The organism is Pararobbsia alpina, assembly GCF_902859895.1.
In the GTDB taxonomy this organism is placed as follows: domain Bacteria; phylum Pseudomonadota; class Gammaproteobacteria; order Burkholderiales; family Burkholderiaceae; genus Pararobbsia; species Pararobbsia alpina.
In genome coordinates this window covers 19,713-44,919 of record NZ_CADIKM010000028.1, presented here as the reverse complement: position 1 = coordinate 44,919, position 25,207 = coordinate 19,713, and the positions used below count along the sequence as shown (strand labels likewise).

Below are 25,207 nucleotides of genomic sequence, written 5' to 3'. Positions count from 1 at the left end.
AGCGCGTGACTGCATCGCGTGCACGGCGGCCTGGTCTCCCATTTCGTATAATTGGGTCTTGCCGGATTCCGGCCAGCCCCTTGACGAAGCGCCCCATGTCTAACCTGCACGACCTCCCGGACAGCCCCTGCATCGGTGTCTGCTCGACGCTGTTCGACGAAGTCTGCAAAGGATGCGGGCGCACCGCGGTCGAAGTATCGAACTGGGTCTTCCTCAGCGACGAGGAAAAGCGCGCCATCTGGGACCGGATTGTCAGGGAAGGAACCGCGATGCGGTTCCTTCGCAAAGTCTAGGAGTCGATACCCTGGCTCTGCAGGTAGTCCTCGTAGCTGCCGTGGTAGTCGTTGACCTTGCCGTTGTTGCGCACTTCGATGATCCGCGAAGCCAGTCCGTTGACGAACTCGCGGTCGTGCGACACGAACACCAGCGTGCCGTCGAACCGTTCGAGCGCGATCTGCAGCGACTCGATCGACTCCATGTCCATGTGATTGGTCGGCTCGTCCATCATCAGCACATTGTGCCGGCCGAGCATCAGCTTGCCGAAGATCATGCGGCCCTTTTCACCGCCTGACAGCACCTTGACCGACTTGCGCACATCGTCACCGCCGAACAGCAGGCGCCCGAGGGTGCCGCGCACCATCTGGTCGTCGTCGCCTTCCTGCGTGAAACGCTGGATCCAGTCGGTCAGCGTCACATCGTTGGGAAACTCTTCGTAGGTGTCCTGCGGCATGTAACCGACGTTCGCATTCTCGGCCCACTTGATCGAACCGCCGTCGATCGGCACGGCACCCAGCAGCGAGCGCAGCAACGTCGTCTTGCCCGCACCGTTCTCACCGATGATCGCGATCTTCTCGCCAGCCTGCACGGTCAGGTCGAGATTCGAGAAAATCGTGCGCTCGTAAGTCTTGCGCATCTGCTCGCCGGACACGGCGAGATTGTGCAGCTTCTTTTCCATCTCGAAGCGGATAAACGGATTCTGGCGCGATGAAGGCTTGACGTCCTCGACCTTGATTTTCTCGATCTGCTTCGCGCGGCTGGTGGCCTGGCGCGCTTTCGACTTGTTCGCCGAAAAGCGGCGCACGAAGTCCTGCAACTCGGCGACGCGCTCCTTCGCCTTCGTGTTCGCGCTGATCTGCCGCTCGCGTGCCTGGGCCGACGCGAGCATATAGTCGTCGTAGTTACCCGGGTAGACCTTCAGCGTACCGTAGTCCATGTCCGCCATATGCGTGCAGACCTGGTTCAGGAAGTGTCGATCGTGCGAAATGATGATCATCGTCGAATTGCGCTGGTTCAGCACATCTTCGAGCCAGCGGATCGTATTGATGTCGAGGTTATTGGTCGGTTCGTCGAGCAGGAGCACGTCCGGATTCGAGAACAGCGCCTGGGCGAGCAGCACGCGCAGCTTCCAGCCTGGTGCGACGTCGCTCATCGTGCCCGCGTGCTGGTCGATCGGAATGCCCACGCCCAGCAGCAGTTCCCCGGCGCGCGCTTCGGCCGTGTAGCCGTCGTATTCGGCGAACTTCGCCTCGAGGTCGGCCGCGCGCATATAGTCGTCGTCGGTCGCGTCCGGGTCGGCATAGATCGCGTCGCGATCGGACATCGCCTTCCACATCTCGGTGTGGCCCATCATCACGACGTCGAGCACGCGCATGTCTTCGTAGCCGAACTGGTCCTGCTTCAGCTTGCCCAGGCGCACGTTCGGGTCGAGCATGACGTTGCCCCCGCTGGCTTCGAGGTCGCCGCCGAGGATTTTCATGAACGTCGACTTGCCGCACCCGTTCGCGCCGATCAGCCCGTAGCGGTTGCCCTCGCCGAATTTGACCGAAATGTTTTCGAACAGGGGTTTGGCCCCGAATTGCATCGTGATATTGGCGGTAGACAGCACTGCGCGCGCCCTTTGGAAGAGATAACTGGGAAAGTCTGCGATTTTAGCATTTCGGGGACCTACCCTCAGCCCCCGTTGCGTCATCGCCGAGTCATCTTCGCCTCACGAGCTCAATTGCTCGCAAAAAAGGGCTTGCCGAGTGAGGCCGGCGAATTGAGTTTGATCGTGGTCGGATTGCGCGAGATGATGACCAGCACCACGACCGTCGCGAGGTAAGGCAGCATCGCAAGCCATTGTGTCGGGATGGCGATGCCGATCCCCTGTGCGTAGAACTGCAGGGCCATCACGACGCCGAACAGCAGCGCGCCGATGATCAGGCGGCCCGGCCGCCAGGTCGCGAACACGACCAGCGCGAGCGCGATCCAGCCACGGCCGGCCGTGATGTTCTCCTGCCACGTGTGCAGGTTGATGATCGAGTAGTAAGCGCCGGCCAGGCCCGACATCAGGCCGCCGAACAGCGTCGCGCCATAACGCACCGCCACCACGGGGTGACCGACCGAGTGCGCGACGGCCGGCGACTCGCCGACCGCGCGCAGCACGAGGCCCGCACGAGTCCGGTAGAGAAACCAGCCGACCACGATGAACAGCAGGAAAGTCAGGTAGTCGACCGGCGTCAGCGAAAAGACCGCCGGCCCGAGAACCGGAATCCTGCTCAGGCCGGGTATCGGCATCGCACCGATCGAGATCGGGATCGAGGCCGATGTATAGGGCTTGCCGACATATGCTGACAGGCCGATGCCGAAGATCGTCAGCGACAGGCCGGTGGCCACCTGGTTCGCGAGCAGCGTCAGGGTCAGCACGCCGAACAGCGCGGACATCAGCAGCCCGGCCCCCGCACCGGCCACGAGGCCGATCCAGGGATTGCCGGTGATCGTCGTGATCGCGTAGCCGGTGACCGCACCCATCAGCATCATGCCTTCGACGCCCAGATTGAGCACGCCGGACTTCTCGGTAATCAGCTCGCCGAGACCGGCGAGCATCAGCGGAATCGCGGCAACGACGGCGCTCGCCGTCAGCGCTGTGATCGGACCCAGATTCATGAGGGGATTTCCTTCGTCTCAGTATTCGAAGCGCATTGATCAGTGCGCGAGTCCGGTCGCCACACGGCGGCGCACGCGGTAGTTGACGAACAGATCGCAGCCCAGCAGCGAAAAGAGCAGCAGGCCCTGGAACACGCCACTGATCGCCTGTGGCAGTTGCAGGGAGATCTGGACCGACTCGCCACCCAGGTAGAGCAAGGCCATCAGCAGACTCGCAAGCGTGATGCCGACCGGATGGAGCCGCCCGACAAACACGCAGATGATCGCGGTGAAACCGTAGCCGGGCGACCACGTCGACTGAAGCTGACCGACCGGCCCGGCGATCTCGGAGACACCCGCGAGACCGGCGGTCGCCCCGCTGATCAGCAGCGCCGACCAGATGGTTCGCGCATCCGAAAACCCCGCGTAACGCGCGGCGAGCGGTGCCAAGCCGCCGACATTCATCTTGAAGCCGGCAAAGCTCTTTTTCATGTACGCCCATGTAATGGGAATCGCGATCAGCGTGACCAATACGGACGCATTGATTCGCGTGCCCTTCCAGAACATCCAGTGAAAGCCCGCATAGAGTCGCGGGAACAGCGCGTCGTCGGTGAACGACTGTGACAGGGGGAAGTTCATGCCGTTCGGATCGCGCCACGGACCGCTGACCAGATAGATCAGCAACTGCGTGGCCACATACGTGAGCATCAGGCTCACGAGCGTCTCGTTCGTATTGAAGCGCGTCTTCAGAAAGGCGGGCACCGCGGCCCAGAGCATGCCTCCGATGACACCGGCGAGCATCATCAGCGGCAGCAGCCACCAGCCGCTGTCATTGTCGATATGAATCGCAACGCCGGCGGCGCAAATACCGCCGACGAGCATCTGTCCTTCGGCACCGATGTTCCAGACGTTCGCGCGGTAGCCGATGGCGAGACCCAAGCCGATCAGGCAGAGCGGCGAGGCCTTGAGCAGGAGTTCGGCGAGGCCGCTGCGCGTCGAGATCGGGTCGATGAAAAACGCTTTCATCGCGACGCCGGGATCGCGCCCGACGAGGCCGAAGATCAGCCAGCCGATCACGAGCGTGAGCGCGAGTGCGACCAGCGGCACGGCGAACTGCATGGCCCGCGAAGGAGCGACACGCGCTTCGAGTTGGTAGGGAAAATTCATGGGATCTCAGGCGTTGGCGGCGATGTGTTGGGCCTCAGCGGCCGGCTGCGCGGCCGTGTCGAACAGACCGGCCATCCACAGCCCGATCTGCTCGGCGTTCGTGTCTCGCGTTTCGCGGATCGGCGAGAGCTTGCCACGCGCGATCACGGCGATCCGATCACTGATCTCGAGCAGCTCATCGAGCTCTTCGGAGACCACGAGAATGGCGGCACCGCGTGCGGCCAGGTCGAGCAACTGTTGGCGAATGAAGGCTGCCGCGCCGACATCGACGCCCCAGGTCGGCTGGGCGACAACCAGCACGCGCGGCGCCAGGAGCAGTTCGCGTCCGACGATGAACTTCTGCAGATTGCCGCCCGACAGGCTTTGCGCAACGGCCTCGGTGCCGCCGCACCGCACATCGAAGGCGTCGATGCAGCGCTTCGCAAACGCGCGCATCGCCTTGTGGTTAAGCCAGCCTCCACGCACCATGCCCTGCCGGTGGGCGGTCAACAAGGCGTTGTCCGACAGCGGGAGCGAGGGTACCGCGCCGCGGCCCAGGCGTTCTTCGGGCACAAACGCAAAACCAAGCGAGCGACGCGCATTCGCACTCATGCGGCCGATTGGCTTACCTAGCAGGCGTACCGACTGGGCCTGCGCCGAGCGCGTCTCGCCCGAGAGCACCGACAACAACTCGGCCTGCCCATTGCCCGAGACGCCCGCAATGCCGAGGATTTCCCCCGCCTTCACCTCGAAGGACACATCGCGCAGCGATGTCCCGAATGGATCGATACTCGGCAACGTGAGCTTGTCGACGGCGAGCAGCGTTTCACCACGCGCATGCGTCTTGCGCTGGTAGTCGGGCAATGCATGGCCAACCATCAGTGTCGCGAGCCTGGCCGGTGTTTCGCCGCGCGGATCGACGCGGCCGGTCACTCGGCCGGCGCGCATCACGGTCGCATTGGTGCAGAGCTCCTGGATTTCGTCGAGCTTGTGGCTGATGTAGAGAATGCTGCGCCCTTCGGACGCAAGACGCCGCAAGGTGCCGAAGAGCTTGCGAACGGCCTGCGGGGTCAGCACCGAGGTCGGTTCGTCCATGATCAGCAAGCGCGGATCCTGAAGCAGGCATCGCACGATCTCGACTCGCTGGCGTTCGCCGACCGTGAGGCTGTGCACATGACGCTGTGGATCGACATCGAGGCCATACTCGGCGGAAACCTCGCGCACGCGGGTCGCCAGCGCCTTGAGGTCGAAAGGCTGATCGAGCGCGAGCGCGATGTTCTCGGTCACGGTCAGCGTCTCGAACAGCGAGAAGTGCTGAAACACCATACCGATGCCGAGCCGGCGCGCGGCGGAAGGGGTCGGGATCGAGACCGTCTCGCCATCCCAGATGATCTCGCCGGCGTCGGGATGCACCGCGCCGTAGATGATCTTCATCAACGTGCTCTTGCCTGCGCCGTTCTCGCCGAGCACGGCATGAATCTCGCCGGGCTTGACGACCAGCGACACATTGTCGTTCGCGAGCACAGCCGGGTACTGCTTGGTGATCCCGATCAGCTCCAGGCGAGCCAACTCAGCCGCGCGTTGTTCGACAGGTTGTTTCATTCGCTTCTCGTTCGATGTGGGCGCGTTAGCCTTCGTCCTTTGCGAGCGACAATACCGAATTTGCCGCAGCGCGTCGAGCCCGTTAAAATCCCGGCCCGTCGAGCTTCGGTGCCGATGAGACAGCGAAGGCCGATAGCTCCACAAAGCCCTGTCCGCGCTTGACGGCAATTTTTCGGCATATTAGAAGCAATATAGTTACACCCCACACACATCAGCCAGCGCGTATAAACCCGAAGCATGCGGAGAACCCGATGAGCCAGCAGCGCGAAGCAATCGACACGTATTTGCTGCGCGTCATGAACACCCTGTTGATGGAGCGCAGCGTCACGCGCGCCGCCGTCAAGTTGAACCAGTCTCAACCGGCCATCAGCGCTGCCTTGCGTCGGCTGCGCGATATCACGGGCGACCCCCTGCTCGTGCGCGGAAAGTCCGGCATGGTGCCGACCGAATACGGGCTGCGCCTGCTCGAGCCGGTGCAGAACGCGCTGCGTGAAATCGAGCGCATCCGCTTCCAGCAGCACGACTTCGATCCGACAACCTCGATCCGCGCGTTCCGGATCGGCTGCCCCGATTACCTGAATGCGCTGTTCGTACCGAGTGTCGTCGAACGCTTTCGCGAAGCCGCCCCTGCCGCGACACTCGAGTTTCACTCGCTTGGGCCTTCGTTCGACTACGAGCTCGCGCTCGAGGAGGGCAAGCTCGACATTGTCATCGGCAACTGGCCCGAACCGCCGGAACAGCTTCATCTGTCGAACCTGTTCGTCGACGAGATCGTCTGCCTGATGAGCAACACGCATCCGCTCGCGCGGCGCGGCGCGCTGACGCTCGAGCAATACCTGAGTGCGCCTCACCTGGCCCCCACGCCCTATTCGGTCGGCCAACGGGGTGCGATCGATGTGCATCTTGCACGCGAACGGCTCAAGCGCAATGTCGTCGTCACACTGCCCTACTTCAACGTCGCGCCCTATGTGCTTGCCCGCTCGGATCTGCTTTTCACGACCACGCGAGTTTTCGCCGAGCACTACGCGAAAATGCTGCCGTTGAGTGTCCTGCCGGCACCGCTCGACTTTCCGCCCATGCAGTACTACCAACTCTGGCACGAGCGGTGCCACTATTCAGACGAAGTCCGCTGGCTGCGCGGGCTCGTCAGCGATACGATGCGCGGCCTCAGCGAGACCGCCCCGACACTCTGAACGCAACACACGCCTAGCCCGCCACCAACGCGTGTGCGAGACGGTTGTGCCGCTCGACGAGCGGCTCGAGTTCGACGGTCTCGAGGCGCCCTTCCCGCACCACGACCTTGCCGTCGACCACGGTCCATGCGGCCGGCGCACTCGCACAGAACACGAGCGCCGCGAGCGGGTCATGCAAAGCGCCGGCGAAGGCGAGCCCGCGCAGGTCGAAAGCGGCAAAATCCGCGGCCATGCCGGGCGCGAGCGCGCCGATGTCGTCACGACCCAGCACGCGCGCCCCGCCCAGCGTCGCGATCTCGAGCGCCTCGCGCGCATTCATCGCATCGGGGCCGAACCCGACGCGCTGGAGCAGCATCGCCTGACGCATTTCACCGACCATCTGCGCACCGTCGTTGGACGCCGACCCGTCGACCCCAAGCCCGACCGGCACCCCTGCATCGCGCATGCGCCGCACCGGCGCGATGCCCGAAGCAAGCCGCATGTTCGAGCACGGACAGTGCGCGACTCCCGTACCGGTACGCGCGAACAGCCCGATGCCCGCGTCGTCGAGATGAACACAATGCGCATGCCAGACGTCGTCGCCGATCCAGCCCGTGTCTTCCGCATACTCGGCGGGCGACATGCCGAATTTCTCCCGGCTGTAAGCTACGTCGTTGACGTTTTCGGCCAGGTGCGTATGGAGCCTCACTCCATAGCTGCGCGCGAGCGCCGCCGATTCGCGCATCAAGGCCTGGCTCACCGTGAACGGCGAACAGGGGCCGACAGCGACCCGCAGCATCGCGTAGCGGCCATCGTCGTGGTACGCCTCGATCACGCGGCGCGTATCCGCGAGAATCGCGTCCTCGCGTTCCACCACGGAATCGGGCGGCAAGCCGCCGCCGCTCTGGCCGATGCTCATGCTGCCGCGCGTCGCATGAAAGCGCATGCCGATGCGTGCGGCAGCCTCGATGCTATGGTCGAGGCGGCAGCCATTCGGATAGATATACAGGTGATCGCTCGAGGTCGTGCAACCCGACATCAGCAACTCGGCCATCGCGGTCTGTGTCGATACTTCGACCATTTCCGGCGTGAGCCTCGACCATACGCCATAGAGGTTCGTCAGCCAGCCGAACAGCTCGGCATCCTGCGCGGCCGGGAGTACCCGTGTCAGGCTCTGGTACATATGGTGGTGCGTATTGACGAGCCCCGGAATCAACACGTGGCCGCTGAGATCGATGATCTCGTCGGCTTCTGAAGGAAGCTCGGCGCTCGGTCCGACCGCGACGATCCGGTTGTCCTCGATATAGAGCCCCCCGCCGCGGATCTCGCGGCGCGCGGCGTCCATCGTCGCGAGCAGGGCCGCGTTCCTGACCAGCAGGGTGCGGGGTTTGCGGTCGTTCGTGCCCGCGGTCGTTGGGGTCGCCATGGCAGCCTCTTCGTTGATCCAGCCGCTACCGTACCGAAGCCTGGGGATTGCCGCAATCGGCCGGACGACATAGTCGCCATTCCGGTCTGGCCATGTCACGATCCACCAGTATGTCGCCCGTATTATTTTCGCGATCTCATGCGCACCCAATAGGGTTCGTTCATACAATGGCCGCACGTCGCATCGTCGGCGCAGGATGAATCGACTCCGCAACAGGCTCAAGGACAGGCAATGGGAAAACTGACCACCCACGTACTCGACACCGCTCAAGGCAAGCCAGGTGGAGGCATTCTCGTCGAACTCTTTCGCCTGAACGGGAACGAGCGCACGCGGCTCGTCAGCACGACGACGAACAGCGACGGACGCTGCAATGCCCCTCTGCTCGAGGGTGAGGCGTTCAAGACCGGTCGCTACGAACTGGTGTTCCAGGCGGGGGCCTATTTCGCGGCAAGCGGCATCGCATTGCCGGACCCCGCCTTCGTCGACGAGGTCGTCCTGCGCTTCGGCATTGCCGATGCCGAAGCGCACTACCACGTGCCACTACTCGTGTCGCCGTGGAGCTACAGCACTTATCGCGGCAGTTGAAACCGGGGAAAACTGAATCATGGAAGGATTTGTCACAGACTGGCTGGGCCTGCTTGCCCGCTGGTTCCACGTCATCGTCGCGATCGCCTGGATCGGCGAGTCGTTCTATTTCGTCGCGCTCGACAACGGCCTGCGCCCCGCGCGCGACCCGTCACAGATGCCCAAGGGCGTCTTCGGCGAGTTCTGGCATGTCCACGGCGGCGGCTTCTATCATATGCAGAAGTACACGGTCGCGCCGCCGAACATGCCGGAGAAACTGCACTGGTCGAAGTGGCCTGCCTACACGACATGGATCAGCGGATTCGCGCTGCTCACGATCGTCTACCTGTCGAGTCCGAACACTTATCTGATCGACCGCAATGTGCTCGACATGGGGCCGGTGGTCGCGGTCTCTTCGGTGCTCGGCTTTCTGGTGGTCGGCTGGATCGTCTATGACTCGCTTTGCCGGCTGCTGGGCAATCGCGATACGCTGCTCGGCGTCTGTGTCGGACTCTATGTGCTGTTCGCGAGCTATGTCGCGTGCCATGTATTTGCGGGTCGTGCCGCTTACCTGATCATCGGCGCGATGCTCGCGACCATGATGTCAGCCAATGTGGTCATGGTGATCATCCCGGGCCAGCGCAAGATGGTCGACGCGATGCTGCGCGGCGAATCGCCCAACCCGATCTACGGCAAACGCGGTAAGCAGCGCTCGGTCCACAACACCTATGTGACGCTGCCGGTCGTGTTCGCGATGCTGTCCAACCACTATGCGATCACCTATACGCACCCTTACAACTGGGCGGTGCTCGCACTGATCATGCTCGCGGGCGCGCTGATCCGGCAATTCTTCGTGATGCGGCATCGTGGCCGGGTGCTCTGGTATCTGCCGCTGATCGGCATCGTTCTGCTTCTCGGCGCATTTGCCTGGACCCTGCCGAAGACCGTCGCGGTGGCGGCCGTCCCGGCCGGTAGCAGCGCACCGAAACTGGTCGATATCGAGCCGATCATCACGCAACGTTGCGCGCAATGCCATGCAGCTCATCCGACCATGATGGGCAGCGCGCCAGCCGGCGTCCTGCTCGACAGTGCCGACGCGATCGCATTGAACGCCCCGCGAATCTATCAGCAGGCCGTGCAACTCAAGTCGATGCCGCTCGGCAATGTCACACACATTACCGACGAAGAGCGCGCAAAGCTCGGGCAATGGTTCATGACGGGGGCGCAGCGCTGAACGCATCGCCAAAATCGATCGACGAGAAATTGACCTCCTCCGTACCGGGCTGCGGCGGTACGGGGGCCGCGTACGCAATCCGTGCCGGGGAGCCATCCCCAAGCTCCTTCATGACGAGGTTCTCGTATTCGACGACCGGCCCGCGCGGATGGAGGGCTTCATTGTCGGTAAGCCCGGTCAGCGCATGAATGATTTCATGCATGTATGAACGCATTCCCGAAAAGGGATGGATGCCTTCAGCACAGGCATAGACGTCGTGATCCCCGCCTGCCTCGAATGGGTCGCTGTTCAATGCGATCACCGAGCGATGGCCAGCCCCTTCGCGCTGTTGCGCCGTGGCCGTCGCCCCGAACGCTTCGTCGGCGGCAAGATACCAGCGTGACTCGTGCAAATGCATATCGGCTGCGTAGTTGAACAGCCTTCGGAAGGTCGGACTGAACTCGTACGCCAATGCAAGGACCTGATCGAGATAGCCGAGGACCCGGCCGAATGCCTCGCTCTGGATATCGCGTTCGGGGTCCATCGAGCCGGGTCCCTCGATGAAAAGATGGAGCATCTCCGCGGGCGTAAAACGCTCGCTGGAATCGGTCGCGAACACGTCGTAACAAAGCCGCTCGAACGATGGGTTATCCATCTGCGGCTGAAGATCCGGAAACCTCTGCGTCAAAGCGTGCTCCGCGGCAATGATCGTACCGACCATTCCGTGGTCGACATGCCCGCTTGCACCCGATGGTGCCGGCATACGCGGTACTGGCATACGCGGTAACGGCACGCGACCTCCTGCTGCTGCCTGGATGCGATCCATCTCGATCTCCCTTAAAGGCTAGATCGAGCTTGCATCAATCAGCTTGACGTGTCTGTCAGCGCATCGGCCGCAAGCCAGTAGGAAACCGGCAATGTCTGTTCGTCCAGATTCGTACCGCTGCCCCCGCGATCGACCACGACGAAGTCACTGACTTCTCCGCAAGCAATCAAGGGATGGTGCCAGACTCCCTTGGCGAGATTGACGCCCTGCCAGCCACGTGTCACGAACGCACGCAACCGTTCGGGATCGAGATCGCCCGCGGGGGCGACGACAACCAGGTAGGGCCGCTCATGCACCGGAATAAAAGCCTGGCTGCCGAGCGGATGCCGCTCCATCATCGTGATCTCGAATGGCAAGGTCCGCGGCTGCCCCCTGAATACGCTGATCAGCGTGCGACCGCCCGCGTCGGCGGTATCCACGTTGGCCAGATCGTGGTATCGCTCCGTCGTGCCGAGATTGATCGGATAGTGCCGGGCGCCGTCCAGCTCGATCACTTCACCGAATGCCGCAAAGGCTTCGCGTGTGAGGGGCTCGACCTTCAGGGTCCGCATCGTCGTGCCTGGTGTGCTCGATGGAATAGTCGTCATGAGATCGTGCCGAACAAGCGCAGGCGGGATACCCCGCCGTCCGGGAAGATGTTGAAGCGCACATGGCTCACGGGACCGAGCGCCGCGAGTTCCTTTTCGTACGTATGGACATGGTCCATCTGCAGGGGCTGTTCAGGCAGCAAGGTCTGCCAGAACATCGATTGCGTGATCAGTGAACTATCGGTGCCGCCCGTCATGAAGGCGGCCTGCAGCGAACAGCGGTCCGGGAAATTGCCCTTGAAGTGCGCGGTATCGACTTCGACCTTGCGCAGCGTGCCCGGATGCGCGAGTGCAACGATGCACCAGTCATTGCCCGGTTCGCGGCGGCGGCGCGTCTCCCAACCATCGCCCATATTGACGCCGCGGCCCGGCATCAACAGGGTCGAGGCAAGGCCGAAGTGCTGGTTGTTCGTACCGACGACATAGGCGCCATGCTCCATCGCAGCAAGGTCGATCAGCGCGGTGCGATCGGCGCCGGCCCAGTCGACCAGCGGCTGCCCATAAACGCGCAGCCGCGCGATCCCGCCATCGGGATAGATATTGATGCGCAGGTGCGTATAAGCCTCGCTCGCCGCGACGTCGACATAGTGATGACTATTGCCCTGCAAGGACCTCGATGCGACGATTTCGGTCCATTCGGTCTGCGCGTCCGGCGAACCCTGTTCGAGACGACAGGCTTCGATCGAGGCCGCGGGCGGATAGTTGCCGGTGAAATGGCTTGTGTCGATATCGATGCCTTTGATCACGCCCGCGCGCGCGAGCTTGATCACGCACCAGTCGTGGCCCGCCGCGCGTTTGCGCCGCGATTCCCAGCCGTCCATCCATTTGCCGTGGTCGTCGTACTTGCCCACGATGAACACAGCCGGTTCCGGGTTCAGCATGCGCGCCATGGGCGCAAAGAACTCGTCGCTTGTCGCGAGCGCCTGCGCGCCGAGGCGCGGATCGGCGAGATTCACATAGCGGTGCACGAACTCGGGGGCGTTGGGGTCAAGCGTGGGCAAAGCCATCTGGGATCCTCAGTGAGTAATCAGGTCGTCGAGCCGGAAGCGCGCGATCCGGTAGATCTGCGCGAGGCTCTCGCGAAGTTCGCTTGCGCGATCATGCCGCACGCGGCGGCGCATTTGTTCGATGATCCCGGCGCGGTCATAGCCGCGCACGGCGAGAATGAACGGAAAACCAAAGGCATCGCGATACTCGCGATTGAGCGCCTGGAGTTCGGCGAACTCCTTGGGCGAGCATTGATCGAGGCCTGCGCCGCTTTGTTCGCGCGTCGATTCGGTCGTGAGCTCGCCGCGTATCGCGGCCTTGCCTGCAAGTTCCGGGTGGGCGTCGATCAATGCGAGTTGCAATGAGGGATCGGCCGCCTCGACGGCTTCACACATCGCGCGATGGAGCGCGTCGATATCCGCGAATGGGCGGCGCTCCCATGCGCCCTCGGCGACCCAGGGTGAATGCTCGAAAATGCCGCCCAAAGTCGAGACGAACGCGTCGCGCGAGAACGCACCGAGTGCCTGTAAATCATATTGAACGGGTTTCATCCGGCGCTCCTGCCAAGCGACGCACCCGCCGCCGTACCCGGAGAACCTGCCGTACCGGCCCCCTGCGCCGCGCTCCCTGGGCGCGCGGCGCCCGCTACGCTGGCAGCCTCGCCCGCTCGGTACGGATGCTCCTGAACCCAGTGATTCGCGATATCGATACGCCGGGTGATCCACACGTGATCATGCTTTTCGAGATAGTCGAGAAAGCGCTGCAATGCGCGAATGCGTCCCGGGCGGCCAAGCAGCCGGCAGTGCATGCCAATCGACAGCATCTTCGGCGCGGTCGCGCCCTCTTCATAGAGCACGTCGAATGCGTCGCGCAGATAGGTGAAGAAATGGTCCGCCGTATTGAAGCCCTGCGGCGTCGCGAATCGCATGTCGTTCGTATCGAGTGTGTACGGTACGACCAGCTGAGGACGGCGTTCCCCTCCGGTGATTTCGACCTCGCTCCAGAACGGGAGGTCGTCTCCATAGTAGTCGGACTGGTACGTGAAGCCGCCATATTCGGCGACGAGACGCGCGGTGTTCGGACTGTCACGGCCGGTGTACCAGCCGAGCGGCCGGACCCCCGTCACCCGCTCGATGGTTGCCATGCCGAGTCGCATGTGTTCCGCTTCGACGGCGGGATTGAGATCCTGGTAGTGAATCCATTTCCAGCCGTGGCATGCGATCTCATGGCCGGCCTCGACAAAGGCGTGGGCGACCTCGGGATGACGTTCGAGCGCCGTCGCTACGCCAAACACCGTCAGGGGCAGACCGCGCTTCTCGAACTCGCGCAGGATGCGCCAGACGCCCGCGCGCGAGCCGTATTCGTAGATCGACTCCATGCTCATGTGGCGTGCCGGATAGGCCGCGGCGCCGACAATCTCCGACAGGAACTGCTCGGAGGCCGGATCGCCGTGCAGCACGCAGTTCTCGCCGCCCTCTTCGTAGTTCAGGACGAACTGCACGGCAATGCGGGCCTTGCCCGGCCAGTTCGCCTGGACGGGATGACGGCCGTAGCCGATCAGGTCACGCGGATAGAGCTTGTCGAAAGGCATCGTATGGAAGTCTCGGGTAAGCCACGGCCGAGCCGAGGCATGCGAAGAAGTGTAGCGAAATCGCCCGAGTGCGCCCATATGACGACAGAGATAGTGGCCGTCACTGCACAGGTATGGTGGGAAGGCATGCGGCTCGTGAGCAGCCCATGGGATGCCCACGAGCGGTCCATGGGCTGCTGATCCGGCTGAATCAGCTGATCCGGTTGATTCAGCTGAATCAGTGCACGCCCGTCAGCGTGCCCCTCCGCCCGCGTGCGGATAGCCGCCGACTGTCAGTACAAAGCCGTCCGCGCCGCTGCGCAGATGGGCGGGTGCACCGACCGGCAAGGTCAGCGTGTCGCCGCAATGGCCGAATTGCAGGCCGGTCAATATGGGGATGCCGGTCGCCACGCGGATCTGTGCGGCCACATCGGCCATGCTGAAGCCGTTGTCATAGTCGACCGGCTCGCCTTGCGAGAAATCGCCGAAGACAAGCGCCTGCTGACGCTGAAGAATGCCGGCCTGATGAAGCTGATACAGCATGCGCTCGACCCGGAATGGCCGCTCGGCGATATCCTCCACGAACAGGATGCCGCCGTCGACCGAAGGCATATAGGGGGTACCGGCGAGCGCGGCCACCATTGCGAGATTGCCCCCCCACAATGTGCCGCTGATATCGAGGGCGTGTTCCTGCGGCGTCGATGAAGCAATGCTCAGCGTCTCATCGCGTACCGCTCTCCAGAAGTTCTCCAGCGTGAACTTGCTGAATGTCGCGTCTGTCGCGCCGAAATTTCCCGCAAGCATCGGGCCGCCGAAGCTCACGAGGCCCGCCCTTGCAAGCAAGGCGAGCTGGATTGCCGTGAAGTCGCTGTGTCCGACCAGCATGGTCGATGTCCCGGCAAGGCGCCGCCGCAGGCCCGCATAATCGAGTCGGTCGAGAATCCGGCTCGCACCGTAGCCGCCGCGCACGCAGAGCGCGATATCGGGTAAAGGATGCGCGGGATCGGCAAGCCGGTTCAAATCGGCGACGCGCTCCTCGTCCGTGCCGGCGAAGCGCTGGAAACGCCGTTGCGCCGCTTCGATACCGCGTACCGTGCAGCCCGCATCGCGCAGCCGGGCGATGCCGCGTTCGACCGCGCCCCTGTCCTGCGGGTAGCCCGACGGTGCGAGCAATTCGATATCGAGGGCGGCTTCCGGGCGCATGCAAGAGTCTCCGGTCGGCGCGTCCGTTGGCGGACGCGGTTTCGGGTTTGAGGGGGTGTCAGGTTTTGAGCGGCGCGGTCATCGCCTGGGAGGCACTCGCCGTCCGTGCCGCGCGCTCATTCCGGGCGGCCTCGCGGCGCTCGGCGAAGAATCGCTTGAGCAGCGACGCACACTCGGTCTCGAGCACGCCGCCGGCCACGCTCGCATGGTGGTTCAGCCGCGCTTCGGCGAACGCGTCGACGACGCTGCCGCATGCCCCCGTCTTTGGATCGCGCGCGCCATAGACCACCCGCGAGATCCGCGAATGCATGATCACCCCCGCGCACATCAGGCAAGGTTCAAGCGTGACAAAGAGTTCGCAGCCGGGCATGCGGTAGTTGCCGAGTGCCTGCGCGGCGGCGCGCAAGGCCACCATTTCGGCATGAGCGGAGGGGTCATGAGCGCCGATCGGATGATTGAATCCGCTCGCGATGACCTTGCCGTCGAGCACAACAACGGCGCCGACCGGCACTTCGCCGGCGGCCCGCGCCTGATCGGCCGCATCGAGCGCAACGCGCATCAATGCGGCATCGCGCGGATCAACCTCAGGATCGACCATATATTGGGACAATTCGGAATCCGGCGGATCCCGCGGTGCATCCGGACTCACACGTCGCCGTGCGCCATCGCGCCCCTGCGTTGCTGCACGCGCAGGGCAATGCGCTCGGTGATCACACTGCAATGTTCCTGGGAACTCGACAGCGGCTGGGGGCCGCCGAACACGGACTGGACCGCCGCTTCTAGCGATCCGTCGAAATCGCCTCGCGCAATGGCGGCCTCGATCCGTTGTTCAATCAGCGCGTCAAGAAGCTTCACAGATTTTCCACCCCGTAGTCCTGCCTTCGAAGTTCCGGAGTGGTGCCCGGAACCCAATTCGAACGCAACGGCGCTATTCTCGCACAGGATGTGGACCTCCTGCCGAATCGAATAAAGAGAGCTTCCTCATCGACTTGTCATGTGTGCAAACGTTTGATAGCGCACGGTGCGCCACCCTGGGCAGAATTAGGATCGCCTAAGAAACACGGCTAAGATCCCTTTTCATGAGGATGGCCAAATCATTTCCAGCGCGCTCGGCAGCAAGCGTGCGATCCTGCACTCTCACTCTCATCCCAGCAAGCTCGTCGCTGGACCGCGCACGAGCCTCGTGTCGCGCGTCATGGCTCTCATCAACAAATCGTCTCCATCGTGCGCGGCCTGAGCAGCAGACGATCGGAGCATACGAGACTCAGCCCGAGCAAGGCGGCGATCGACGCTGCGATGAAAGCAGCGGACATTCCATACCTGTGCGCGACGACGCCCGCACTCGGACCGGCCATCGCGACGCCAAGATCGAAGCACGCCAAGTATGCGCTGAGCGCGATGCCACGATTCTCTCCCGGCACGCGCCGGAGCGCTTCGACGCCGAGCGAGGGAAATACCAGCGAATACCCGACACCGGTCAGCGTCGCACCGGCCAGGGCAAAGGCCGGCGTCGATGCCTGTGCGATCAGAAACAATCCGGCGGCCTCGACAAACAAGGAAATCGCGCCCGTGCGAAAGCCGCCCAGCCGGTCGGGCAATCCGCCGAACAACAGACGCATGACGATATAGGCAAATCCGAAGCCCGTCAGGGCTAGCCCGGCACCGGCCCAGTGGTCGATGCGATAGCGCAGGCTCAGGAAGGCACTGATGGTGCCGACACCCGAGGACGCGAGCGCGAGGCTCAGGCCGGGAGCCCAGATTTTTTGGAGCACTCGCACGAACGAAGCGCTCGCGGCAGCCGTCGCGACCGCCGCATCGGCCCAGCGTGCCGCGAGTAGCGCGCCGATGCAGGGCGTGAGCACCGCGCACGCGGCCACCCAGACAAAGCCGCCCAGATGCTCGATCGCGAGACCCACCGGCGCGCCGAGCGCGACCGCGCTGTACATCGAGATGCCGGACCATGCCATCGCACGGCCAGCGTGCTGGGTACCGACACGCGCGATGCTCCAGGATGCGAGCGCCGTAATGAAAAGACTCTCGCCGAGCCCGAGCACGAGCCGGCCCGCCGCCAGCACCGCGAGCGCGAATTCGCGATGGTCCGCGCAGGCGACCGACGCGAGATAGAGTGCACCGGCCGCCGAGGCGCAGGCGAAGCCGAACATCGTGGTCCTCTTCGGTCCGGCGGTATCGCAAAGGCGCCCCGCATATCGCCGGGTCAGCAAGGTCGCGAGCGACTGCAACCCGATAATGATGCCGACCATGAAGGGGCTGAAGCCGAGCCTATCCTGCACATAGAAAGACAGGACCGGCAGCGGAATCCCGATCGCGAGGAAGCCGAGAAAACTGGCCGCCGTGAACGGGATCAATTGAAAAGTCACCTGCCGCTGCTGAGTCATCATGATTTGCCAAGGTTCCAAGTCCGCTATGGGAACAGAGGCAGGCGGCAATATCGGGAATGACAATACTTCGACAAGGGATTTGGCAGGCGACGACGGTAGGTTTTACCTTTAAGAATCATCGATCTCGAACCGGCTTGTCGTCCACGCCCTTGTCGCCATATCCTTTTGCATGACTACCGCCTGCTCCGATATCGATGTCGATGTCCGGGACGATTTTCACCCGGCCGTCGCCTCCTGGTTCCACGGCGCCTTCGACCATGCGACCGAGGCTCAACAGCGCGCGTGGCCGCTGATTCGCAGTGGCCGCTCGACGCTGGTCGCCGCGCCGACCGGTTCGGGCAAGACGCTCACCGCTTTTCTGGCCGCGATCGACACGCTGGTCCGCGAAGGCATCGCGCATGGGGGTGCCCTGCCCGATACGACCACGGTCGTCTATGTGTCTCCGCTCAAGGCTCTCTCGAACGACATCCGGGTCAATCTCCAGGTCCCGCTCGAGGGCATCGCGCGGGAACTTGCGCGCATGGGTCTGCCCGACCCGGGAATCCGCGTGGCGGTCCGCACAGGCGACACGACCCAGCAGGAACGACAGGCGATGCGCAAGCACGCGCCGCACATCCTCGTTACGACACCCGAATCCCTGTACGTGCTGCTGTGCTCGGACAGCGGCCGCACCATGCTGACAAACGTGCGCACGGTGATCGTCGATGAAATCCACGCGGTAGCCGGCAGCAAGCGAGGCAGCCACCTCGCGCTCAGTCTCGAACGTCTCGATGCGCTGTGCCCGCGACGCCCGACACGTATCGGTCTGTCAGCGACCCAGAAGCCCCTCGAGGCAGTGGCACGCTTCCTGGTCGGCGGCCCAAACACCAGCGATTGTGCGATCGTCGATGTCGGCCATATCCGTGCGCGGGATCTCGCGATCGAACTGCCACCCGTGCCGCTCGAAGCGGTCATGGCCAACGACGTATGGGAGCGCGTCTACGACCGGATGGCCGAGCTCGCGGGTATGCATCGCACTACCCTCATCTTCGTCAATACCCGGCGCATGGCCGAGCGGGCTGCCCGGCATCTGGCCGACCGGCTCGGCAATGAGGCGGTCGCCGCGCACCATGGCAGTCTCGCCAAGGAATACCGGCTCGATGCGGAACAACGCCTGAAGCGCGGGGAATTGCGCGTGCTGATCGCCACCGCTTCGCTCGAACTCGGCATCGACATCGGCGATGTCGACCTGGTCTGCCAGGTCGGCTCACCGCGTAGCATCGCGGCTTTCCTGCAACGGGTAGGCCGCTCGGGCCACCATGTCGGCGGCATGCCCAAGGGACGTCTGTTTCCAACTTCGCGGGACGATCTGATCGAATGCGCGGCCCTGCTCGACTGCGTGAGGCGCGACGAGCTTGACTTGCTGCGCATTCCGCGTGCGCCGCTCGATGTGCTCGCCCAGCAGATCGTCGCCGAAGTCGCATGCCGCGAATGGCACGAGGACGCGCTGTTCGACCTCGTACGCCATGCCGAGCCGTATGCCGGGCTCGAACGCGCGCGCTACGACGCGATCCTCAGGATGTTGGCCGATGGCTATACGAGCCGCAACGGCGTACGAGGCGCATATCTTCACCGTGACACGGTCGAGAAGACATTGCGCGGCCGGCGTGGCAGCAAGCTGACCGCTGTGACATCGGGCGGCACGATTCCCGACAATGCGGACTACACGGTGTTGCTCGAGCCGCAGGGCCATCCGATCGGCACGGTCAACGAGGACTTCGCGGTGGAGAGCCTCGCGGGCGATGTATTTCAGCTTGGCAATACCTCCTATCGCCTCCTCCGGATCGAGACCGGCCGGGTGCGCGTCGAGGATGCGCACGGTGCCGCGCCCAATATTCCGTTCTGGCTCGGTGAGGCGCCGGGCCGCAGCGATGAGCTCTCCGCAGGCGTGGCGCGCTTACGCGCGAACATCGAGGAGCGGCTCGTCGGGAAGCCTTTGGACGGACACGTCCTGAATGCTGCAATTGACTGGCTTGTTGACGAAGTCGGCATCGACGACGGTGCGGCGCGCCAGATCGTCGAATATTTGGCGCGGGCACGCGCCGCGCTGGGAGCGCTGCCGACTCAGGACACGCTCGCGATGGAGCGTTTCTTCGACGAGTCGGGCGGCATGCAGCTCGTGATCCATTCGCCGTTCGGCAGCCGGATCAATCGCGCATGGGGCCTCGCGCTGCGCAAGCGGTTCTGTCGCACGTTCAATTTCGAATTGCAGGCCGCGGCAACCGAGGACGCGATCGTCCTCTCGCTGTCGACGAGCCATAGTTTCGTGCTCGATGAGGTTTGGCGTTATCTGCGTTCGAGCAATGCCGAACATTTGCTGGTCCAGGCGCTGCTCGATGCGCCGCTGTTCAATGTGCGCTGGCGCTGGAATGCGACGACCTCCCTTGCGTTGCCGCGCTACGCCGGTGGACGCAAGGTCGCCCCCCAGATCCAGCGTATGAAAAGCGACGATCTGCTCGCGGCGGTCTTTCCCGACCAGGCCGCCTGCCTGGAAAACGTCGTCGGCGAGCGCGAGTGGCCCAGCCATCCGATCGTCGACCAGACAGTCGACGACTGCCTCCATGAAGCGATGGATAGCGACGGCTGGCTCGCCGTGCTCCGTCGCATCGAACGAGGACAATTGAAACTGGTGGCCCGCGACCTGCCCGCCCCTTCGCCGCTCGCGATGGAAATCCTGAACGCACGTCCGTACGCGTACCTCGACGACGCGCCGCTCGAGGAGCGCCGCACGCAGGCTGTGATCAATCGCAGATGGACCGATCCTGCTTCGGCCGACGATCTCAGCGCGCTCGATCTCGACGCGATCGCGAGTGTCAGCGAGGAGGCCTGGCCGCGCGTGCGAGATGCCGACGAGATGTACGAAGCGCTGATGAGCCTCGCCTGCGTGACGCTGGACGAAGCGAGTGCACAGGAAGGCTGGCAGGATTGGCTAGCTTCGCTCGCCCGGCGCGGTCGGGCCACGCGGATGACGATTCGATCATCCGCCAGTGCCATCTCAGGCGTGGGAACGGGGGGAATTGAAACCGGAACGGGTACACAGACGCCGGCTCCGGGTGCAGGTGCAGGTCCGAATGCGGGTGCGGGTACCGATGCCGGTGCTCATTCACTTTCTCCCTCTTCAAACGATGGAACGCTCAGGACCTTGTGGGTTCCGCTCGAACGGCTCGCTTGCCTGCAGGCCGCGTACGGGCCAGCCGATTTGGCACCAGTGCTGGAAGCCCCCGAAAACGACCGCGAGCCGTGGAACCGGGACGACGCAATCGTCGAGATCGTACGCGCCCGTCTGACCGGCTTCGGCCCGCAGCCGCTCGCGACGATCGCCGGTGCGCTCGGCCTGCCGCTCGGCGCCGTGGCCACCGCCCTGACCAAGCTCGAGACCGAAGGCTACGTGATGCGCGGCCGCTTCACGCCGGACGCCGATTCCGAGCAATGGTGCGAACGACATCTGCTGGCCCGCATCCATCGTTACACGATCAAGCGCCTGCGGCGTGAAATCGAGCCCGTTGAGCGGCAGGACTTCATGCGTTTCCTGTTCGACTGGCAACACCTCGCTCCCGACGCACGGCGGCGAGGACGTGACGCCTTACCTGAGATCGTCGCCCAGCTGGAGGGATTCGAGGCAGCGGCGAGCGCATGGGAAACCGATCTGCTGCCCGCGCGGGTCAGCGACTATTTCGAACCATGGCTCGACGAACTGTGCCGCGCGGGCAAGATCGTCTGGAGCCGAATCGCGGCGCCGGTCCGCGCGGCGGGCGGCCCTGTGCGAACCACGCCCATCGTGCTGCTGCCACGCCGCGACCTGGGCCTCTGGAATGCCCTGCCCGATTTCGACGGGCCGCCGGAGATGTCCGCACGCGCCGAGCGTGTGCATGCGGCGCTGCTGCGCAACGGCGCGATGTTCTTCGACGAACTGCTCAGCGAAACCCGCCTGCTGCCGATCGAACTCGAAGAGGCCGTGGGCGAACTCGTCTCGACGGGCCTCGTCAATGCCGACAGCTTCGCGGGACTGCGCGCGCTGCTGTTACCGGCCGCCAAACGCGCGAAGCTTGCCAAGCGCAGGCGGCGCAGTGCATCGTCGCCATCGGGAATGGACGAGGCCGGGCGCTGGTCGCTCGTGCGTCGTGGCAACGGCAATGCGAGTGTCGGCGTCAGCGGCGATGCGAGTACGAGTCCAATGCCTGCGGCAAGTGGCGACATCGTCGCGACACACAGCCGGCGCACACCGATCGTGGCCGGCAGAAAGCCGCGCACCGATCCGGAAGCACTCGAGCATATCGCCCTGGTCCTGCTGCGCCGCTACGGCGTCGTATTCTGGCGCCTGCTTGAACGCGAAGCCGCGTGGCTCCCGTCATGGCGTGAACTGCTTCCGGTGTTCCATCGTCTCGAAGCCCGCGGGGATATCCGTGGCGGGCGCTTCGTCGCCGGCCTCGCGGGTGAGCAGTTCGCACTGCCCGAGGCGATCCCCTTGCTGCGCGAAGTACGCCGGCGCCCGGTGGACGGCGCGCTCGTCTGCATCTCGGGTGTCGATCCACTCAATCTTTCAGGCACCCTGCTGCCGGGTGAAAAAGTCCCGGCGCTCACAGGCAACCGCGTGCTCTTCCGCGACGGCGTACCCGTCGCCACGATGATCGCCGGTAAACCGGACTATCTCGTCGATCTCGAAGCCGCCGATCGGGAGCCGATGCGTGCGGCCCTCACCGGACGACGCTAAGCCTCGCGTTGAGCCGGACCCGGTGAGGCGACTGCCCAATGCGCGTATCGATGCAGGTTAACAAAGCAAACTTACTACACATTTCGACAAGTACCGTATCTTTGCAGCACATCCCGACCAAGGCGATGGTGGGGAACAAGACTAAGGCGTCGTCCGAAAAGGGACCGGCGCGCTGTGTTGTACCGCACGGCTCGAAAGCAGCCAGACCGCCGTTGCGATCGCCATCGCGAGAACACCCGCGACACAAAGCGCCGATGAGAAGCCGCTTGCGAAGCTCGATCTCGCGGCGCCAGCCAGCAGATCTTTCGTCGCGGGTGTCAACTGAGCGGTCGCATGGGCAAGATCACCGGCCAGCACGCGCGACATGAAATTACCATCCACATGACTCGCCGCGGCGGGTTTGCCCGCCAGATTCACCCCGAGCGCGCTCTGAGTCCGCGCGGCCAGCACTGCACCAAGTACACCGACCGAAGTCACGATCGCGGTGAACCGGGTCGTGGTACTGATGCCGGACGCCATCCCCGTTCGATTGGCGGGCACGCCGGCCATGATCGCCTTTTGTGTGTCGCCATTCAGCACACCTGCTCCACAACCCGTCACGGCCATCCCAATGGCGACGAGCCAGTAGTGAGCGTCACCCGCGACGAACGCCGTGAGGAGATTGCCCAAGCCGATGACGGACAAGCCGATCGAGAGCAGTGCGGCACTCGAGAACCGCGTCGACAGCATCGCGCCGATAGAGGGCCCAACGATCATCGCAAGCGCAAACGGCAGCATGCCCATGCCCGCGGCGATGGCAGACAGCCCGAACGCATTTTGCAAAAAGAGCGGCAGGAACGTCATCATCACTTGCGCACACGCGGCATAGCCGAACATCGCCAATACCGCGGCCACAAAGCGCGGTTGCCGAAACAACGACAGCTCGATCATCGCGTGATGACGGGTCCGTTCAACCTGGATAAAGGCAAGCAACAGTGCGACGCAGGCCGCAAACCGGCCCCGGGTCATCCAGCTGTGCCAGCCGTCCGACTGCGTGGCAATCAACGCCCAGATGCCGAGCGCAAGCGCCAGGCCGAACAATGCGCTGCCGATCACGTCGATCGGCCCGGCCTCGGGGTCGCGCGACTCGCGAATCGACCGCCACACGCACCACGCGAGGACCGCGCAGATAGGCAAATTGAGCAGGAAAATCCACCGCCATCCGAACCATTGTGTGATCGCCCCGCCGATAAGCGGCGCGATGGTCGTCGACAGACCCATGCACATGCCCCATATCGCCCATGCCCTCGCGCGCTGCGCGCCATCGCGAAACGTGTTGGCAATGACCGCCAGCGCCGACGTCAGCAACATGGCCGCGCCGACGCCCTTGATCGCACGCGCGATATTCAGGATCGACGCGGAGGGCGCCAGCCCGCACCCGAGCGAGGCAAGGAAAAACACGGCAAGGCCGGCGAGCAGCATCTTCTTTCGGCCGAAGCGATCGGCCAGGCCGCCCGCCGGCAGAAGGCACGATGCAAAGGCCACCATGTAGGCGCTGACGACCCACTCCACATCGGCGAAGCCGACATGAAACGTTCGTGCGATCGACGGCAGCGAAACCGCGACAACGTTGGTGTCCAGTGTGATCAGCGCGCACGTGGCCGATGCCGTACCCAACAGGAAACGCGCAGCCGCACGACCCAGTACGGGCGAATCGGACTGGACCTCGCTCGATGCATCCTTGTGGGATGAAGAGGCATCGACGTCACGCGGATCGCGATGCAACGCCGAACCGGAAGCCTGCGACATGATGGGTAGAGAAAAAAGAGATGCTCGATAGTAGCGGGATCGCTATTCACAGTCATTGACATAGAATGACTTAATAATTAGCAAATTCGTCAACACCATGCAGCTCGAACTACGGCATATCCGGTGCTTTGTCAGCGTGGCGAGGCATCTGCATTTCTCAAAGGCAGCAGAAGAACTTGGCATCGCGCCGCCCTCTCTGACGCGACAGATCCAGGAAGCGGAGCGTCTGCTCGGGTTTCGCCTTTTTCTGCGCACCAAGCGTTCGGTCGCGCTCACCGCCGCCGGCGAAGCCTATCTCGTAGCCGCGCTTGCCGCGCTTGATCATCTTGCGCAGGGGGAGGAAATCGCGCGAGCGGCAGAACGGGGCGAACTTGGGCGCATCGAGGTCGGCTATGTGGCGTCCGCGGCCTATACAGGCGTGTTGCAGGAAACTGTCCGCCAGTATCGACGTGAACATCCCCGCATCGAAGTCAACGCACGCGAGATCGTCATGGATCAGGTTGCCGAACTGCTGGGCAACGGCAAGATCGACGTCGCCTATGTTCGGCCGCCCATGCACTTTCCGGAACATGTGCAGGCGGTCACCGTCCACCGCGACACATTCATTCTCGCGCTGCCGATCGATTCGGCACTGATCGCATCGGCGTCGGTATCACCGCATCAATTGCACGACGCAACTTTCGTGCTGCCCGAGCAGGAATCCGGCACATTGGAAGTCGGCCGCCGTGGACGTTTTTCACCGAAGCTCGGGCAAAGGCCAGGAACGCTTGCAGCAGTCCTCGCATGTGTGTCCTTGGGAGGCGCCGTCGCGGTCGTGCCGAGTGCCCTTGCCGACTGTGTCGACCTGCCCGGTGTCGAATTCCGGCCGATCAGCGGGAAGCCGATCGTTTCTGAAGTCGCGCTTGTCTTTCGCCGGCATGAACGCGCGCCCGCGATTCGTGCGTTTGTTCGGAATGCGAAGCGGTCGTAGCGGGTTCACATCGTGAAAAGATGAAACAGACAGACACGCGCTTACATGAACAAAATGTCATGTGCATGTCAGCTTTCCGTACCGGCCCGACGCTCACTAT

20 protein-coding genes and 1 pseudogene are annotated in these 25,207 nt (G+C 63.6%); 6 read left to right on the top strand and 15 right to left on the bottom strand.

The annotated features are described in order from the left end of the window. Positions 1-95: 95 nt before the first annotated feature. On the top strand, positions 96-293 hold the full coding sequence (locus HV670_RS21560; RefSeq protein ID WP_175106916.1) for a DUF1289 domain-containing protein: 198 nt from the start codon (positions 96-98) through the stop codon (positions 291-293). On the opposite strand, the gene HV670_RS21555 is transcribed toward HV670_RS21560, so the two are convergent. From HV670_RS21555 to HV670_RS21540, 4 genes are all read right to left on the bottom strand, one after another. Next, the gene (locus HV670_RS21555; RefSeq protein ID WP_175106914.1) at positions 290-1,885 is read right to left on the bottom strand and encodes an ABC-F family ATPase; all 1,596 of its coding nucleotides are present in this window, start codon (positions 1,883-1,885) and stop codon (positions 290-292) included. The genes HV670_RS21560 and HV670_RS21555 overlap by 4 nt on opposite strands. A 110-nt stretch (positions 1,886-1,995) precedes the next feature. Next, positions 1,996-2,925, bottom strand: coding sequence for an ABC transporter permease (locus HV670_RS21550; RefSeq protein WP_175106912.1), 930 nt, complete (start codon positions 2,923-2,925; stop codon positions 1,996-1,998). 39 nt (positions 2,926-2,964) lie between these two features. Further along, a complete protein-coding gene (locus HV670_RS21545; RefSeq protein ID WP_175106910.1) occupies positions 2,965-4,071 on the bottom strand; it encodes an ABC transporter permease in 1,107 nt (368 codons plus the stop codon). A gap of 6 nt (positions 4,072-4,077) precedes the next feature. After that, positions 4,078-5,652 (bottom strand): ABC transporter ATP-binding protein, encoded by a 1,575-nt coding sequence (locus HV670_RS21540; protein WP_175106908.1) that lies wholly within the window; start codon positions 5,650-5,652, stop codon positions 4,078-4,080. Between the two features lie 251 nt (positions 5,653-5,903). Between HV670_RS21540 and HV670_RS21535 the strand changes: the two genes are divergently transcribed. After that, a complete protein-coding gene (locus HV670_RS21535; protein ID WP_175106906.1) occupies positions 5,904-6,845 on the top strand; it encodes a LysR substrate-binding domain-containing protein in 942 nt (313 codons plus the stop codon). Positions 6,846-6,858: 13 nt separating this feature from the next. On the opposite strand, the gene HV670_RS21530 is transcribed toward HV670_RS21535, so the two are convergent. Then, entirely contained in the window at positions 6,859-8,250 is a 1,392-nt protein-coding gene (locus HV670_RS21530; RefSeq protein ID WP_175106905.1) for an 8-oxoguanine deaminase, read from the bottom strand. 231 nt (positions 8,251-8,481) lie between these two features. On the opposite strand from HV670_RS21530, the gene uraH reads away from it, so the two are divergent. Both uraH and HV670_RS21520 read left to right on the top strand, forming a co-directional pair. Beyond that, positions 8,482-8,835 (top strand): hydroxyisourate hydrolase, encoded by a 354-nt coding sequence (gene uraH / locus HV670_RS21525; protein ID WP_175106904.1) that lies wholly within the window; start codon positions 8,482-8,484, stop codon positions 8,833-8,835. A 19-nt stretch (positions 8,836-8,854) separates the two neighbouring features. Continuing rightward, positions 8,855-10,048 (top strand): urate hydroxylase PuuD, encoded by a 1,194-nt coding sequence (locus HV670_RS21520; RefSeq protein WP_175106903.1) that lies wholly within the window; start codon positions 8,855-8,857, stop codon positions 10,046-10,048. Here HV670_RS21520 and HV670_RS21515 read toward each other — a convergent pair. From HV670_RS21515 to HV670_RS21475, 9 genes and pseudogenes are all read right to left on the bottom strand, one after another. Continuing rightward, entirely contained in the window at positions 10,026-10,853 is an 828-nt protein-coding gene (locus HV670_RS21515; protein WP_175106902.1) for a PipA/GogA/GtgA family type III secretion system effector, read from the bottom strand. The two genes, HV670_RS21520 and HV670_RS21515, sit on opposite strands and share 23 nt — an antisense overlap. Before the next feature lie 38 nt (positions 10,854-10,891). Further along, a complete protein-coding gene (locus tag HV670_RS21510; RefSeq protein ID WP_175106943.1) occupies positions 10,892-11,404 on the bottom strand; it encodes an ureidoglycolate lyase in 513 nt (170 codons plus the stop codon). A 32-nt stretch (positions 11,405-11,436) separates the two neighbouring features. Beyond that, complete coding sequence (gene alc / locus HV670_RS21505) at positions 11,437-12,447, bottom strand: allantoicase (RefSeq protein WP_175106901.1); 1,011 nt, start codon at positions 12,445-12,447, stop codon at positions 11,437-11,439. A 9-nt stretch (positions 12,448-12,456) separates the two neighbouring features. Continuing rightward, the gene (gene uraD, locus HV670_RS21500; protein WP_175106900.1) at positions 12,457-12,978 is read right to left on the bottom strand and encodes a 2-oxo-4-hydroxy-4-carboxy-5-ureidoimidazoline decarboxylase; all 522 of its coding nucleotides are present in this window, start codon (positions 12,976-12,978) and stop codon (positions 12,457-12,459) included. Positions 12,979-13,070: 92 nt separating this feature from the next. After that, positions 13,071-14,018, bottom strand: a pseudogene (puuE, locus tag HV670_RS21495) (allantoinase PuuE); the annotation flags it as partial. Between the two features lie 231 nt (positions 14,019-14,249). Beyond that, the gene (ldcA, locus tag HV670_RS21490; protein ID WP_175106898.1) at positions 14,250-15,200 is read right to left on the bottom strand and encodes a muramoyltetrapeptide carboxypeptidase; all 951 of its coding nucleotides are present in this window, start codon (positions 15,198-15,200) and stop codon (positions 14,250-14,252) included. Between the two features lie 58 nt (positions 15,201-15,258). Continuing rightward, positions 15,259-15,798 (bottom strand): tRNA adenosine(34) deaminase TadA, encoded by a 540-nt coding sequence (gene tadA / locus HV670_RS21485; protein WP_175106942.1) that lies wholly within the window; start codon positions 15,796-15,798, stop codon positions 15,259-15,261. A 47-nt stretch (positions 15,799-15,845) separates the two neighbouring features. Then, positions 15,846-16,055 (bottom strand): DnaJ family domain-containing protein, encoded by a 210-nt coding sequence (locus tag HV670_RS21480; RefSeq protein ID WP_175106897.1) that lies wholly within the window; start codon positions 16,053-16,055, stop codon positions 15,846-15,848. Between the two features lie 350 nt (positions 16,056-16,405). Continuing rightward, positions 16,406-17,599, bottom strand: coding sequence for an MFS transporter (locus HV670_RS21475; protein WP_175106896.1), 1,194 nt, complete (start codon positions 17,597-17,599; stop codon positions 16,406-16,408). Positions 17,600-17,768: 169 nt separating this feature from the next. On the opposite strand from HV670_RS21475, the gene HV670_RS21470 reads away from it, so the two are divergent. Beyond that, a complete protein-coding gene (locus tag HV670_RS21470) occupies positions 17,769-22,349 on the top strand; it encodes a DEAD/DEAH box helicase (RefSeq protein ID WP_175106895.1) in 4,581 nt (1,526 codons plus the stop codon). A 141-nt stretch (positions 22,350-22,490) separates the two neighbouring features. Here the strand turns inward: HV670_RS21470 and HV670_RS21465 are convergent, their stop codons facing one another. Continuing rightward, positions 22,491-24,137 carry an MFS transporter gene (locus HV670_RS21465; protein WP_175106894.1) on the bottom strand — a complete coding sequence of 549 codons (1,647 nt, stop codon included), beginning with the start codon at positions 24,135-24,137 and terminating at the stop codon, positions 22,491-22,493. A gap of 97 nt (positions 24,138-24,234) precedes the next feature. On the opposite strand from HV670_RS21465, the gene HV670_RS21460 reads away from it, so the two are divergent. Further along, positions 24,235-25,107 carry a LysR family transcriptional regulator gene (locus tag HV670_RS21460; protein ID WP_175106893.1) on the top strand — a complete coding sequence of 291 codons (873 nt, stop codon included), beginning with the start codon at positions 24,235-24,237 and terminating at the stop codon, positions 25,105-25,107. Positions 25,108-25,207: the final 100 nt, after the last annotated feature.

What these genes read in the sequence shown, in the direction of transcription:
- HV670_RS21560 (WP_175106916.1), top strand. Translation starts at nt 96, where the DNA reads ATGTCTAACCTGCACGACCTCCCGGACAGCCCCTGCATCGGTGTCTGC.
- HV670_RS21550 (WP_175106912.1), bottom strand. Translation starts at nt 2,925, where the DNA reads ATGAATCTGGGTCCGATCACAGCGCTGACGGCGAGCGCCGTCGTTGCC.
- HV670_RS21545 (WP_175106910.1), bottom strand. Translation starts at nt 4,071, where the DNA reads ATGAATTTTCCCTACCAACTCGAAGCGCGTGTCGCTCCTTCGCGGGCC.
- HV670_RS21540 (WP_175106908.1), bottom strand. Translation starts at nt 5,652, where the DNA reads ATGAAACAACCTGTCGAACAACGCGCGGCTGAGTTGGCTCGCCTGGAG.
- HV670_RS21535 (WP_175106906.1), top strand. Translation starts at nt 5,904, where the DNA reads ATGAGCCAGCAGCGCGAAGCAATCGACACGTATTTGCTGCGCGTCATG.
- HV670_RS21530 (WP_175106905.1), bottom strand. Translation starts at nt 8,250, where the DNA reads ATGGCGACCCCAACGACCGCGGGCACGAACGACCGCAAACCCCGCACC.
- uraH (WP_175106904.1), top strand. Translation starts at nt 8,482, where the DNA reads ATGGGAAAACTGACCACCCACGTACTCGACACCGCTCAAGGCAAGCCA.
- HV670_RS21520 (WP_175106903.1), top strand. Translation starts at nt 8,855, where the DNA reads ATGGAAGGATTTGTCACAGACTGGCTGGGCCTGCTTGCCCGCTGGTTC.
- HV670_RS21515 (WP_175106902.1), bottom strand. Translation starts at nt 10,853, where the DNA reads ATGGATCGCATCCAGGCAGCAGCAGGAGGTCGCGTGCCGTTACCGCGT.
- HV670_RS21510 (WP_175106943.1), bottom strand. Translation starts at nt 11,404, where the DNA reads ATGCGGACCCTGAAGGTCGAGCCCCTCACACGCGAAGCCTTTGCGGCA.
- alc (WP_175106901.1), bottom strand. Translation starts at nt 12,447, where the DNA reads ATGGCTTTGCCCACGCTTGACCCCAACGCCCCCGAGTTCGTGCACCGC.
- uraD (WP_175106900.1), bottom strand. Translation starts at nt 12,978, where the DNA reads ATGAAACCCGTTCAATATGATTTACAGGCACTCGGTGCGTTCTCGCGC.
- ldcA (WP_175106898.1), bottom strand. Translation starts at nt 15,200, where the DNA reads ATGCGCCCGGAAGCCGCCCTCGATATCGAATTGCTCGCACCGTCGGGC.
- tadA (WP_175106942.1), bottom strand. Translation starts at nt 15,798, where the DNA reads ATGGTCGATCCTGAGGTTGATCCGCGCGATGCCGCATTGATGCGCGTT.
- HV670_RS21475 (WP_175106896.1), bottom strand. Translation starts at nt 17,599, where the DNA reads ATGATGACTCAGCAGCGGCAGGTGACTTTTCAATTGATCCCGTTCACG.
- HV670_RS21470 (WP_175106895.1), top strand. Translation starts at nt 17,769, where the DNA reads ATGACTACCGCCTGCTCCGATATCGATGTCGATGTCCGGGACGATTTT.
- HV670_RS21465 (WP_175106894.1), bottom strand. Translation starts at nt 24,137, where the DNA reads ATGTCGCAGGCTTCCGGTTCGGCGTTGCATCGCGATCCGCGTGACGTC.
- HV670_RS21460 (WP_175106893.1), top strand. Translation starts at nt 24,235, where the DNA reads ATGCAGCTCGAACTACGGCATATCCGGTGCTTTGTCAGCGTGGCGAGG.